The sequence below is a fragment of the Tetragenococcus halophilus subsp. halophilus DSM 20339 genome (assembly GCF_003841405.1).
GTDB lineage: Bacteria > Bacillota > Bacilli > Lactobacillales > Enterococcaceae > Tetragenococcus > Tetragenococcus halophilus.
In genome coordinates this window covers 26,460-38,594 of the sequence record NZ_PXYA01000003.1, presented here as the reverse complement: position 1 = coordinate 38,594, position 12,135 = coordinate 26,460, and the positions used below count along the sequence as shown (strand labels likewise).

Sequence of the window (12,135 nt, the reverse complement as noted above, 5' to 3'; positions counted from 1 at the left end):
AATGCTATAAAGAAGTCATCAGTGTGTACTCCTTTCCCTATTGTAAATACTTAGCAATTTCTTCGGATGTAAATGTATATTTTTTTCCGCATAAGGGACAATGCGCTTCTAGGACTTCATTGTTTGAAAATATTTCGTCCAGTTCTTCTCGTGATAAAGAAAAGATTAGTCCTAGAAACATATCTTTTGAACAGCTACAGCTATAATCAATGTCCACACTTTCTAAAAAAGTCCAATTGGAAAACAACGAAGATAATTGGTCAATAACATTTTCGAAAGTATCATGAGCCATAGCTGATTTTATTGACGATGTCGTATCCAATACATTCGTTATTACTTTCTGATTAGCAAAAGGTAAGGGTTGTATAAGTAGGACAATATTTTCTGGGTTCTTTCTACTTGATAAAGGAAAAACATAGGTGGGAAGCTGCTCGCTTTGTGTGTAATAATCTTCTATATTTTGATATAAATCATCAAAATATAACAGTGAGTGAGAAGTATGAGAAGTTCCCAGTTGTTCGTCACTCGAAGTCACACTTTGTAAGGTTCCTCCTTTGAGAGTATCGTTATTATCTAATATCTCTGCTGTTCCAGTAATATTATGATTAGAAAAAGATTCTGTAGAAAGTTTATTCATCCCTTGAGAGGACAGAAAAGTAAATGAAGTCCGCTGGTTACTCGTATCTAATGCATTTAATAGCGCTGTAATATTTAAAGCGTCGGTAAAGTATTCTTTTGAAAAATTATCTAAATTTAATTCGTTTACTTTTGTATAGATTTGGGTTCCTTTTAATAAATAGATACGTATTTGTTTATTTTCTATTACGTATTTCTTGACTTGATTTTTCATATATATCCTCCTCGTTTGTCATATTCTCATGCAATATGATAAGATTACTATAAGGTATAACGTAACGTGAGGGGCAAGAGATATGTTTAAAATAAAAAAATTTTCAGAGTTAACTGGACTGACAGTACGAACATTACAATATTACGATGAAATTGAATTGCTTACTCCAACGAGGGATAATAATGGGCACAGAATGTATTCTGCAGAAGACTTAATCAAAATAAATGAAATTATTCTTATGAAAAATATGGGATTATCTTTGGAAAATATAATAACGCAAGTGAATAATAAGGAAAATAAAAGCTTGGAGGACTCTCTTATTCGACAAGAGGCTCTTTTGAAAAGACAAATGGGTGATATACAGAATCAATTACATCAGGTTAGGGAACTCATCCAATCTTATGATGAACATAAAACAATTGAAGATGAAGCAATTCGACAAGTATTTATAGAAAAGAATCCGTTTAAAGATAAAATAAATGATATATGGAATTTAGATCTCTCTGAACCTCAAACATTGGATTATCTAAGGAATTATAGTAAGGAAATACATTTTGATGAATATTTCCAACAATTGGCAAAATTTCAAACAATGCCATACAAAGATAATAGAGTACAAAAGATAATAGAGTACAAAAGATAACAGCGAAATTTGCTCAATTATTATTTAAAAGTTACGGTAATTCATTGAACAACCAAGGGATTTCAGAAATTGCTTTGTTATATAGAAATAATCAGCAAGCCAAAGATTATTTATCAAAATATGGAGAGAAATTTAATGAATTTTTATCAGATGCTCTTAGGTATTTTGTTAAAAAGGAGAAACATTTAGAATAAATCTATTATTAATTGGACTTATGTGTGTAAAAATCTAATGGAAAATATACATATAAAGGATGTCAACTATTCGAAAAAAGTTGACATCCTTTGTTTTTTAATAAAGACTACTATACCAACGTTTATTGTACCTTATTTCCAGTTTTCCGTGTTTTTCTACCCCCCTGTTAGAGAGAGGGGGTAGATGATTGGCGCGGCTTACGCCACGCCAATCAAAGCTTGTCAGAATACGCGACTTTCACTTCGTACGTCGCGCATTCTGACAGCTTTTTTTGAAAAGACAGGCTAAATTGATTTCAATCTTAACGGTTAAACTAATTTCGTATATAAATGTATGGGAACAAAAACGGTTTTCTGTTTTAAATAAATTGTATGTAGCTATTCTCTTTTTTGGGACGAAAAAGGGACGATTTCGTGTCATTATATGTGTTTTATGTTTGTTTAAATTTTTAAAATACTGATTTAACAGCTCTTATGGTGCTAAATATCCCTTATATTTTTCAGGAATTTTCATGGTAAGGTGGGGGTCGCCGGTTCGAGTCCGGCAGACGGCTTCAATGGTAAGGGATAAACATTGGTTTGATAGTGTTTATCTCTTTTTTTGTGCCGAAAATGTGTCAAATGCTTTTTATTTCAAGTATTAGAGTAGTATTAGGTCTGACGTAGTTCATGAAAAGTTATTTTGAGGGCTACAACTTGTTTCTATGAAAGAACGCAGTTACTAAAAATCATTTTAACTTTATTAAATGAACTGTTCTTTCGAATTAAATTTGTTATGAAAAATGATAATTATATAGAACTTAATCTCGATCAAAAATGCAAACGTATTCATTTGTGCTATGATGGTTATATAAGTTAGAGGGAGTTGATTCTATGCCTATTACCACAGTGTGTGTGCCTGAAGAAGCATATAAAAAAGTGAAAGCTATGGCTGCTTTTGAAGGAATGAGTGTTTCTGAATTTATGCGCAAAACGATTTTAGAACAGGTTGAAGATTCGCAAAATTATGAAGTAGGTATTAACATTTTGAATGAGCATAATGAACGCGTTTCTCGCAAAGACGTGTTGAAAGAAGTATTTTCTAACTAATGTATATTTGAAGTTTTGACAAAAAAGCACTCGAAGAATTTAAGAATGATATGCATTTGTTTTGAGATAATTTTTTATATAATTAAATAAGCATATTGGAAGGATCCGAAACCCCATGAAAATGGATAAAGTAAAAGCTAGAAAGCAGGGCGACGTAGTTACAGTCACATTATCTAAAAAATTTAATATTGTTGAAGGACAAGAATTTTACATTACACAAGAAAAAGATGGAACAATCTCGCTTATTCCTAAAATTGGAGATTATTTTGCTGATGTGGGAGAAGAAGAATTTGTTGATGACGATGACGAATTATCCCAAAGATTTTTCACTACGGGAAGTGAATTAGATGAATGACCTCGAGTAAGAATCATTATAAAAAATGGTTATAAAACACGTTAAGAATTTGAAATATTAAAACTTTCAATTGACGTATGGTATTAAATACTTTGTAATTAATTACAGATTTGATGACTATTTTAATTATAGGAGAAGAAGAAAAGTAGCCTATGGAACAAACACCAATAAACGCTAATTAAGCGCGTAAAAAGTTTTATCGTTTATTAAAAGAAGTGAATGAGAATCATAAGGAAATTGAGATTGTAGATGAACAAAATAAAAATCATGCTGTTCTGATGAGTTTAGAAGATTGGCGCGCGATCCAAGAAACTTTGTATTTAGAAAAAACTGGAATTTTAGGTAGAATTCGAGAAAGAGAACAAGAGCCTAGTGAATTTATCGATGCCAACGATATCGACTGGAAGAAGCTTTGAGTCAGAAATAACCGCCAATATCGCACCATTTATCAATAACAGCAAAATAACCGATACCACCTTCTAACATAATAGTTGTATTACCAATAATGTATTAATCTAAAAAATTGCTTAATTAACTTTTTCTTGATATATTGGATATACCAGATATACGAAAGGTGGTAAAGCAAGTGGCAATTCGAGAAAGAAAATTGAGAAAAATCGGGAATTCAGTTGTAGTTACTTTATCCAAAGACTTATTAGAAAGCATTGGAGCAAAGGAAACTGATACAGTTTATGTTGATGAAGATAAATTAAAAGAAATTCTTGTTAAGAAAGAAGAAAAAGATGAACATCAAAAAAGATTAGAAATGGTTATGGCTAAATCTGTACAAAAGCATGATGAGTTATACAAGTCTCTGGTAACAAAATGAGCATCTATTATTTAACAGTGGAAGATATATCTAAAATGAATGCTTTTCAAATAACAAACTATTCTCCTGAAGAACAAATGGGCATCAAGGATTTGACTGCTTTAGAAATGGCTGTTCATCAACCTTCGCAGAATATATTTAATCAAGAATTATATCCTGCAATGGAAGAAAAAGCTGCTATTTTAATGATTAATATAGTCAAAAGGCATCCTTTTTTTAATGCAAATAAAAGAACGGCAATTATGGCGATCGATTCGTTTTTACAATTTAATGGATATGAAGTTCAATTTGAATTGGAGGAAGGCATACAATTAGTTATTGATATAGCTACTTATGAAACAGATGATTTTGAAAATTTAAAAGGGCATGTATCGAAGGTAATAAAATCGAAAATTATAAAATAAGGTCCAGCAGATGCTTTCAATTATAAGCGATAAACATTGATTTTTATGAGTGTTTATCGCTTTTTTGTGTCCAAAATGTGTCAAATTTATCTTTATGTGAAACTTAAGGAGAATTCTTTAGATTGTTGCGCAACCTTACTCTTACTTTCTTGTAACAGGATGATTGTCTTTAATTAACTATAGTGAGGCTATAGAGCTTGTAAAGGAAGTTCTTTGGTTGGTATTTACCGTTATGTCTTATACTAAGAGCTTAATTACTTTTGAAAATTATAAAGGAATTACTCAAATTTCCAGCTTTAAACGAGCGAAGAGAAAATAAATCGAGATATAGTACTGGGGATATAGATACTTTATTTGTTCTTTTCTTAACGGAAAAGCATAAACATTCGTTACTCTATTGTTTTAAAAGTCCTAAACTAGTTGAGTAAGTTTTCCATTTAGTTCTAGCCAATTTAATATCATGATTTTTCGTAAATTCTGAAAGAAGAAAATCGATAAAGAGTTCTTGTATGATGAGTTTTTCTTTTCGTGCTTCTTCTTTTGCGAATGCTAATATTTTCTTCGCTTCTTTTTCCTGATTATATTCCAGTAATTGAATGCCAAAATTTATGGATAAGTGTACTTTATATCTTTCTGAGATAGAAGGGCAATCTTCAGTACTTAGTTTTCTTAATACTTTGTTATAAAGTGTATAGTTTTCTGAATAATCGAATAAAAACAAAAAATTATTATAGAGCCTCAATTCATGGTTGAACCATTGCTCGCTTTCAAATAATAGGGGTTTTATATAATCCTTAATTTCTTTTAAACTAATCACGCAAGGTAACTGATATAAGATTAAAACATATTGCGAAAGCAAGTAAAGTTCATAATATTTAGGAGATTTTAGCTTAAAATAGGAAATTTGAGTATTAATATTGATTAATTCATCACGTGTTCCATAGTTTTCTGTTTTCACTAACTCTTGGTATAAAAACTGATATTGTATGTCGGTTTGTTTTGATAAAGAAAGATATTCTTCTACAGTGATGTTAAGTTTAGATAATAATAATATAACTTTATCAAAGGCAGGAATGTATTGTTCATTTTCAAAGTTGGACAAGTTAGAGCGAGACATAACACCTGTAGCAAGCTCATTTTGTGATATCCCTTTAGACTTTCTGACCAGTTGCATTACTTTGCCATACATCTAACCCTTCCCTTTTTGTCAGTATACTAACAAATTAAAACTATTTTGACAACGTTGTTTTAAAATTTATTTTATTAAAAACTATAGATGAAAGAACGTGAGTGTAATGAAAAATGTTTCAAATTCAGCAATTATTTTATTATTAGGGACTCTACTTACCAGAACAGCAATGTTCATGAGTATTCCTTTTTTAGCGATTTACCTTGATAATGTTGTGAAGCTCTCTTCGACACAAATCGGCTATGTAATAGGCATTCAGCCATTTGTAGGTGTAATTTTTTCTTTATTTGTCGGAAAAATTATTGATTACTGTCAAATAAAAAAAGTACTGATAATTGTCCCAATAATTTGGGGAATTGTATTTATTTTATTTGCTTATACTAATTTTTTTATTGGGTTTCTTATATTAAATGGTTTAAGCGGGTTAAGCTATGTCATTTATGAGCCAGCTTGTAAAAAAGCGTTAAGTCAGTACGCGGTTACACAATCAAAACTATTTATTTTTAACCTACGCTATGCTGCAATCAATGTTGGAGCAGTCATAGGCCCGCTGTTAAGTGTTTTTCTAGGGTTTAAATATACGATCAAACCCTATATTATTTTGGGGTTCATATATATTCTTGTTGGTTTAATGAATCTATTTTTAAGAAAATCTACGGTTATAACCAATGGTAAACAAAACGATTTATTGTTCCATCCATTATGAAAAAAAGTATTTTAACCAAAAAAAGAATTTCTTTCGTTTAATTTTGTTAATAGTAGGAGTATCATTTTCCTATTTTGGTTATTCTTTATTTAATTCAACAATCTCTCAATATTTATCTCGGTTAGGTGAAAATGGGGTGGAAACTTATAGTTCGCTATTGTCGCTTAGCGCGTTAGCCATTATTATTTTTCAATTTCCTATCATTCATTTGACACGAACGATCCAGTCCAACTGTATTTTGGCTGTTAGTAATCTTTTATTTTCCAGTTGCCTATTTATAGTTAACTTATTTCCTAACTACCTGGCATTGATAACTTTTACCCTATTTTACTCGTTTGGGGAACTGTTATTAGGTTCTCGATTGGATTATACAGTGGATCAACTAGCTAATGAAAATAATAAAGCCTTGTTTTTTAGCCTAGCTGAATTAACAAAAATAGGCTCGACCATGGGACCTATAATTGGAGGTGTATTGGTAAGTTATCTAGGATGGAATAATCATATAATTATTTTTTGTATGCTAGGAATCATTACACTATTAGGTTCACCTTTATTATATTTTTCTAGACAGAAAAAAGCAGAAAGTGTTCACCCTTCATTCTATGATTCAACTTGAATAGAGGAATGGTTTCACCTTTTAGTATTTTCATTAAATATATCTAGAAAGTACGCCAATAATTTGAATGTTCAAAACTTTTAATTGATGTATGTAATTAAGTATTTTATATTGAGTTATAGGTTTGAAGACTGTTTTAACTATAGGAGAAGAGAGAGTAATTCATGGTACACGCACCGATGAGTCATAGTTCAGCGCGTAAAAATTTTTATTGTTTATTAAAAGAAGTGAACAAAACGAAAATCATGCTGTTTTGATAATTTTAGAAGATTAGCGTGCGCTCCAAGAAACTTTATATTTGGAAGAAACTGGTGTTTTAGGTGAAATTAGAGAACGAGAACAAGAATCCAGTGAATTTATCGATGCTTTCTTTTAACATAATATACAAGGTGGTAAAACAAGTGACAATTCGAAAAAGGAAATTGAGAGAAATCGGGCATTCAGTTGTAGCTACTTTGCCCAGAGAATTATTAGAAAGTATTAAAGCAAAGAAAATTGATACAGTTTATGTTGATAAAGCTCAATTAAAAGAAATTCTTGTTAAGAAAGAAGAAAAAGATGAACAACAAAAAGGGTTAGAAATGATTATGGCTAAATCTGTACAAAAGCATGATGAGTTATACAAGTCTCTGGTAACAAAATGAGAAACTATTATTAAAAAAGAAAAGGTGCTACCATTTTAATTTATGGTAGCACCTTTTTAAATTAGCTTAGTTCAATTGATATTGTTTTATTTGTCCATATTCGTCTCCGTTATTTTTTTCTGCATTACGAATATCAATATCGTTTTGCAAGTTCAAAAAGTAACGATCAGAGATACCAAAAAACCTTCCTAATCTGACAGATGTATCCACAGTTATTTGTCGACGATCATGTAAAATATCTTGAATTCTTGATATAGGAACATTAATATGCTTAGCTAATGAATATGCTGAAAGATTCAATGGATCCATAAATTCTTCTCTTAAAATTTCACTAATTTTTGGTGTTGGAATTTCGTTCATAATTATTCCTCCTATCCACGATGATAATCCACAATTTCAACATGATTAAAATCGTTTTGATTTTCTATCGAAAAACATATTCGATATTGAGCATTAATTTTAATGCTATACTGTCCTTGTCGACGCCCTGTTAATTGCTCTAGATGGTTTGCTGGTGGAATTCTTAAATCATTAACACTTGTTGCATTATCAATCATCAACAATTTGCGCAAAGCCACTTTTTGTATAGATTGCGGTAATTTCTTTGAAAACTTTTGTTCATATACTTTTTCTGTTTCCTTATCTGCAAAACTCTTTATCATACTCTTTCCTCTAGTTAAGTTTAGTTTTATTATACCTGCAATGCATGTATAAGTCAATGATGTTATATACCCAATTTCTATTAAAGTTTCCTAAAACCTATGTGAATAATTTTTCCAAGAAAATTTTTATAAAAAAATGTTTCGAAGAAGTGTGATTCACTATATAAAGTTATTGTTGTTTACAACATGAAAGAAATGAATTAAATTTTATTGGACTAATCGGTACAATTGATGTATACTCGTTTATGATTAGGAGGAATTTATATGACACGCTCTGTTGTTTTTAATCAGGAAGAAATTCTAGATAAAGCTATGCTAGTGTTTTGGAAGCAAGGTTATGAAAAGACTAGTTTACAAGATTTATTACAAGCTACAGGTATTAGTCGCTCCAGTTTATACAATACTTTTAAAGATAAAGCGAATTTATTTACTGAATGTGTGGCGTATTATCGTCAAAAAACGGCTTTTCGTAAAGAGATTTTATTGAATGCAAGTAGTACAAAAGAGGGTTTGAGAGAGTACTTTCGACAACGGATTTCAGCTGCTTACGATTCGCCCTTAGGGTGTCTAATAACAAACACAGCTATGGAAGATATTTCATTGCCTGAGGATTTAGAGTCTGAAGTAGACGCTTTAGTTCAAGATCAGTTTACAGAACTAGAAAAATTATTTTTCGATTTATTAGAAAAAGGTAAACGAAAAGGAGAGATTACATCATCAGTGGATATAAAGGCACAAGCGTTTTTATTTTTAAATTTGAACCATAGTATTAATGTCATGGCAAAAGCTGATATGGCTCGATCTGACGTTGAACATATGGTTGAAAGCGTCATTTATAGTTTGTAATAACGTTCTGGTTTTATCAAACGTTATTTTTTTAATATCATTTTGCACTGATTGGTACAAAAAAGGAGGGCTAATGTGAAAAAAACAAATAAATTCCAGAAAACCTCAAGTAATTGGACTTTAATTGGGCTTTGTATCGGCTCAGCATTGGTTGTGCTTGATGCTAATGTATTAAATGTTGCCTTGCCTGAAATTAAGACCGCTTTTTCTGCTTTAGCTACCGATTTTTTGTGGATATTGAATGCATACACCTTAGTATTTGCGGTAGGTTTATTACCTGCTGGAATTTTTGCAAGTCGCTTTGGGGGGGGAATTTACTTTTTTATTAGGACTTGTCATCTTTGGTTTTTCTTCTTTAGCTTGTGCTTTAACAATGACAGCGAAATTTTTAATTTTTATGCGAATATTTCAAGGAATTGGCGCAAGTTTGTTAGCTGTGACTGGGTTATCTCTGATTAGTAGTCAATATCCAGATAGCAAACAGCGTGGGTATGCTTTAAGTATTTGGTCAGGCGTTTCGGGTGTTGGCTTTGCTGCGGGTCCTTTAGTTGGTGGTGGATTGATCAGTTTGTTTAACTGGCGAGCGGTATTTTATATCAACATTCCCATTTGCCTATTAGTAGGAATCATTTCCTTTTATTTTGTTATTGAACAACAGATTTCTAGGAGTAAAAAAAGCTATTCGATGCTTTCACAAATTGCTGCAATATTGGGACTAGCCACTTTTATTTATACAACAATCCAAATTAGTAATACTGGCATCACACAAAATTCTATTTGGGGCTATCTTACAGCTGCCGTTATTTTAGTCTTATTACTACTTTCTGAAAGAAAAGTTGCTCATTCTACAAATAAAACAAATTTATTTCCACCCAAGCTTTTAGCTAATAATGTAGTAGATAACGGCCTTTTTGCTAGTTTTGTTTATAATTTTGGTCTATATGGAATGCTTTTTGTCTTTACACTTGTTTTCCAGCAAACATTAAAAAATTCAGCGTTAGAGACCGGACTACTGTTACTCCCTCTTACTTTGGTCGGTGCATTTACGTCCTACTCGATTGCTGGCAAGCTATTGCTAAAATATACACCGCAAAATGTCTTGTATAAAGGAATGTTTTTCTCATTTATTGGTAGCGTAATCTTACTCTATTATACAGTAAATATCCATTACGTTATTGCGGTTCTGGGCTTTATTTTCTTGAGTTTTGGTACGGGGCTGTCGGCGCCATCAATGACAGCTTTAGTTTTAAATAATGCTCCGGTAAATTATCAAAATGTATCAAGCAGTTTAGTGAATGTAGCTAGACAAACAGGGGGTGTTGTCGGGACTTCCTTATTAGGCGTGATTGTTGCTAAAGCAGCTATTGCTCCTTACACGACAATAGCTATGGCCGTTATTGCGGTTATCTTTTTATTGTGCACACTAGTTAGCAAAAATACAGATAAGATCGAAAAAGGAAAAAATCAATAAAAAATTTTACGAGAAGAGATATCAAATGAAAAAAATTTACACTTCATCTGAATTACTAACAGCAGTTAAACAAAATCAATCATCTACTTTAGAATTACAAAACTCTATGACTTTTGATAGTTCAATCATACTTCCAGAAGGAATGCAATTGATAGGCACCTCCGAAGCTACTATCTTTCTGAGTTTTACTCATAGTGATGGTTTTGCTTTAACAGGAAATAACACTTTATCCAATCTGATCATACAAACTGTTCCAACCAACCGTGCAATTTTTATCCAATCTATTCAAAAGGATTTAGGAGAAATTACGTTAAATCGTTTAACTGTTACAGGGCAAATCCAACTAATCACTCGAGAAAATACTTTAAAAGCAAAAATAATAGCTGAAAATGTTGATATTGTTGCTAGTGATAGTCGTAAATTTTCTGAGCAACCACATAAATATGGTGCTAATGTTTATCAGGGTGCTCTAACTATCTATAATTATAATAGTCATCCGGATAGTAAAATTGAAGCAAACTTAGAAGATATTTCGGTTGGAAGAGCAGGGGCGCCGGTTATTGGTTCTGGTATTTTTATCGCTGGATTTAATGAAGAAGGTGGTAGTGTACTGGTTAACAGATTGACAACTAAAGCAGTCTATACAAATGGGATGATCCCTCAAGGACAACCTAATTTAATCACAGGTGCTATTTTTATATTAACAGGTGCAAAAGCTAAACAGATTGTTAGTCAAGAAAATATTGTCACTTACGGAACGAATGATATGGTATTAGATGTGTGGGGTGTAGTTATTGATTGGTTAGTTAAAGCACCTATTCTTTCTTATGGTCCAAACGGCATTGGTTTTGTCAATTTCGGTATTGTCCATAATTTTAAAGCCAAAGATAAAATTGAAACATTTGGTCTTGGCGCACGTGGCTTCAATCAATATGATGGGACAATTGAAAATGCAACCTTTCATTCAATTATGACTCACGGGAATGGTTCAATCGGGATTCAAATTAGTAGAGCTATTGGGAAAATAACCGTTGAAAATAGCGTTGAGACATATGGTACACTTGGAGAAACTCTAGTTAAGGGTGTTCTTGTCGATCTAGCCGCGGATGGTATTAATATACAAGAGGGTGGTAGAATTAAACAACTCCATGTGGATAACAACATAGTAACAAACGGGGATACGGTAAGTAGCTATCATATAGACGGCGACATGGTTGAAACTTTTACAATAGACGGTGAAATTGTCGCCAATGGTAAAGACTCTACGCCAATGATTGTGGAAAATAATGGGTACTCGCCTACAAAAGATATTTAACTTGTATAAAATTAATGACGAAAAAGGGTAAAAGAACTATCCCCCCTTTTTTCGTTGTCCATAGTATAAGTTATTTTACCTTAAATAGTTTTTAATAAAGTGTTATAGTATATTCAAATAGAAACATATCACAATAAGGGGAGATGCTTGTGAAAAAGCTATTCACTAATTCATTTACTCTTGCAGTTATTTTATTAATAGCTTTTCGTATTTGTTTGTATTTTATTGACTGGAAGGAAGATGGAAATTTCTTGATCCTAGTCGTACTTCCTCTACTAGTTATCTGGGGAATCATTCAGGTAATTAAAAACATTTATAGGCA

The 12,135-nt window shown here is 31.7% G+C and carries 15 protein-coding genes and 1 pseudogene; 12 read left to right on the top strand and 4 right to left on the bottom strand.

The features are described 5' to 3' along the window. Window positions 1–37: 37 nt before the first annotated feature. A complete protein-coding gene (locus C7K42_RS09865; RefSeq protein WP_014124305.1) occupies window positions 38–850 on the bottom strand; it encodes an Hsp33 family molecular chaperone HslO in 813 nt (270 codons plus the stop codon). Between the two features lie 82 nt (window positions 851–932). Here C7K42_RS09865 and C7K42_RS09860 point away from each other — a divergent pair, with 82 nt between their 5' ends. The 6 genes and pseudogenes from C7K42_RS09860 to C7K42_RS09835 all read left to right on the top strand — a co-directional run bounded on the left by C7K42_RS09860 (window position 933) and on the right by C7K42_RS09835 (window position 4,364). Further along, window positions 933–1,493, top strand: a complete 561-nt coding sequence (locus tag C7K42_RS09860; RefSeq protein ID WP_014124306.1) for a MerR family transcriptional regulator — start codon at window positions 933–935, stop codon at window positions 1,491–1,493. Between the two features lie 1,067 nt (window positions 1,494–2,560). Then, window positions 2,561–2,776: a type II toxin-antitoxin system RelB family antitoxin gene (relB, locus tag C7K42_RS09855; RefSeq protein WP_014124308.1), complete on the top strand. Its 216-nt coding sequence runs from the start codon at window positions 2,561–2,563 to the stop codon at window positions 2,774–2,776. Between the two features lie 115 nt (window positions 2,777–2,891). Beyond that, entirely contained in the window at window positions 2,892–3,131 is a 240-nt protein-coding gene (mazE, locus tag C7K42_RS09850) for a type II toxin-antitoxin system PemI/MazE family antitoxin (RefSeq protein WP_231834363.1), read from the top strand. Window positions 3,132–3,313: 182 nt separating this feature from the next. Continuing rightward, a pseudogene (locus tag C7K42_RS09845) lies at window positions 3,314–3,547 on the top strand (type II toxin-antitoxin system Phd/YefM family antitoxin); the annotation flags it as partial. A gap of 170 nt (window positions 3,548–3,717) precedes the next feature. Beyond that, window positions 3,718–3,960 (top strand): AbrB/MazE/SpoVT family DNA-binding domain-containing protein, encoded by a 243-nt coding sequence (locus C7K42_RS09840; protein WP_014124311.1) that lies wholly within the window; start codon window positions 3,718–3,720, stop codon window positions 3,958–3,960. After that, entirely contained in the window at window positions 3,957–4,364 is a 408-nt protein-coding gene (locus C7K42_RS09835; protein WP_014124312.1) for a type II toxin-antitoxin system death-on-curing family toxin, read from the top strand. Before C7K42_RS09840 ends, C7K42_RS09835 begins: the two co-directional genes overlap by 4 nt. 394 nt (window positions 4,365–4,758) lie before the next feature. Here C7K42_RS09835 and C7K42_RS09830 read toward each other — a convergent pair whose 3' ends face one another. Then, a complete protein-coding gene (locus tag C7K42_RS09830; protein WP_014124314.1) occupies window positions 4,759–5,553 on the bottom strand; it encodes a helix-turn-helix domain-containing protein in 795 nt (264 codons plus the stop codon). A gap of 106 nt (window positions 5,554–5,659) precedes the next feature. Here C7K42_RS09830 and C7K42_RS09825 point away from each other — a divergent pair, with 106 nt between their 5' ends. From C7K42_RS09825 to C7K42_RS09810, 3 genes are all read left to right on the top strand, one after another. Then, entirely contained in the window at window positions 5,660–6,259 is a 600-nt protein-coding gene (locus C7K42_RS09825; RefSeq protein ID WP_103097415.1) for an MFS transporter, read from the top strand. Further along, window positions 6,222–6,875 carry an MFS transporter gene (locus tag C7K42_RS09820; protein WP_103097413.1) on the top strand — a complete coding sequence of 218 codons (654 nt, stop codon included), beginning with the start codon at window positions 6,222–6,224 and terminating at the stop codon, window positions 6,873–6,875. The genes C7K42_RS09825 and C7K42_RS09820 overlap by 38 nt, the downstream gene beginning before the upstream one ends. Before the next feature lie 401 nt (window positions 6,876–7,276). Then, on the top strand, window positions 7,277–7,519 hold the full coding sequence (locus C7K42_RS09810) for an AbrB/MazE/SpoVT family DNA-binding domain-containing protein (RefSeq protein ID WP_014124316.1): 243 nt from the start codon (window positions 7,277–7,279) through the stop codon (window positions 7,517–7,519). Between the two features lie 66 nt (window positions 7,520–7,585). Here the strand turns inward: C7K42_RS09810 and C7K42_RS09805 are convergent, their stop codons facing one another. Continuing rightward, window positions 7,586–7,879: a HigA family addiction module antitoxin gene (locus C7K42_RS09805; RefSeq protein ID WP_103083543.1), complete on the bottom strand. Its 294-nt coding sequence runs from the start codon at window positions 7,877–7,879 to the stop codon at window positions 7,586–7,588. Between the two features lie 11 nt (window positions 7,880–7,890). Further along, a complete protein-coding gene (locus C7K42_RS09800) occupies window positions 7,891–8,181 on the bottom strand; it encodes a type II toxin-antitoxin system RelE/ParE family toxin (RefSeq protein ID WP_103083544.1) in 291 nt (96 codons plus the stop codon). A gap of 264 nt (window positions 8,182–8,445) precedes the next feature. Here C7K42_RS09800 and C7K42_RS09795 point away from each other — a divergent pair, with 264 nt between their 5' ends. The 3 genes from C7K42_RS09795 (at window position 8,446) to C7K42_RS09785 (ending at window position 11,813) form a co-directional block, all read left to right on the top strand. Then, on the top strand, window positions 8,446–9,027 hold the full coding sequence (locus C7K42_RS09795; RefSeq protein ID WP_103083545.1) for a TetR/AcrR family transcriptional regulator: 582 nt from the start codon (window positions 8,446–8,448) through the stop codon (window positions 9,025–9,027). Between the two features lie 289 nt (window positions 9,028–9,316). Then, window positions 9,317–10,498 carry an MFS transporter gene (locus tag C7K42_RS09790; protein WP_159459081.1) on the top strand — a complete coding sequence of 394 codons (1,182 nt, stop codon included), beginning with the start codon at window positions 9,317–9,319 and terminating at the stop codon, window positions 10,496–10,498. A 25-nt stretch (window positions 10,499–10,523) separates the two neighbouring features. Then, on the top strand, window positions 10,524–11,813 hold the full coding sequence (locus C7K42_RS09785; protein WP_103083547.1) for a hypothetical protein: 1,290 nt from the start codon (window positions 10,524–10,526) through the stop codon (window positions 11,811–11,813). Window positions 11,814–12,135: the final 322 nt, after the last annotated feature.

What these genes read in the sequence shown, in the direction of transcription:
- C7K42_RS09820 (WP_103097413.1), top strand. Translation starts at nt 6,222, where the DNA reads ATGGTAAACAAAACGATTTATTGTTCCATCCATTATGAAAAAAAGTAT.
- C7K42_RS09800 (WP_103083544.1), bottom strand. Translation starts at nt 8,181, where the DNA reads ATGATAAAGAGTTTTGCAGATAAGGAAACAGAAAAAGTATATGAACAA.
- mazE (WP_231834363.1), top strand. Translation starts at nt 2,892, where the DNA reads ATGAAAATGGATAAAGTAAAAGCTAGAAAGCAGGGCGACGTAGTTACA.
- C7K42_RS09830 (WP_014124314.1), bottom strand. Translation starts at nt 5,553, where the DNA reads ATGTATGGCAAAGTAATGCAACTGGTCAGAAAGTCTAAAGGGATATCA.
- C7K42_RS09860 (WP_014124306.1), top strand. Translation starts at nt 933, where the DNA reads ATGTTTAAAATAAAAAAATTTTCAGAGTTAACTGGACTGACAGTACGA.
- C7K42_RS09795 (WP_103083545.1), top strand. Translation starts at nt 8,446, where the DNA reads ATGACACGCTCTGTTGTTTTTAATCAGGAAGAAATTCTAGATAAAGCT.
- C7K42_RS09835 (WP_014124312.1), top strand. Translation starts at nt 3,957, where the DNA reads ATGAGCATCTATTATTTAACAGTGGAAGATATATCTAAAATGAATGCT.
- C7K42_RS09865 (WP_014124305.1), bottom strand. Translation starts at nt 850, where the DNA reads ATGAAAAATCAAGTCAAGAAATACGTAATAGAAAATAAACAAATACGT.
- C7K42_RS09825 (WP_103097415.1), top strand. Translation starts at nt 5,660, where the DNA reads ATGAAAAATGTTTCAAATTCAGCAATTATTTTATTATTAGGGACTCTA.
- relB (WP_014124308.1), top strand. Translation starts at nt 2,561, where the DNA reads ATGCCTATTACCACAGTGTGTGTGCCTGAAGAAGCATATAAAAAAGTG.
- C7K42_RS09785 (WP_103083547.1), top strand. Translation starts at nt 10,524, where the DNA reads ATGAAAAAAATTTACACTTCATCTGAATTACTAACAGCAGTTAAACAA.
- C7K42_RS09805 (WP_103083543.1), bottom strand. Translation starts at nt 7,879, where the DNA reads ATGAACGAAATTCCAACACCAAAAATTAGTGAAATTTTAAGAGAAGAA.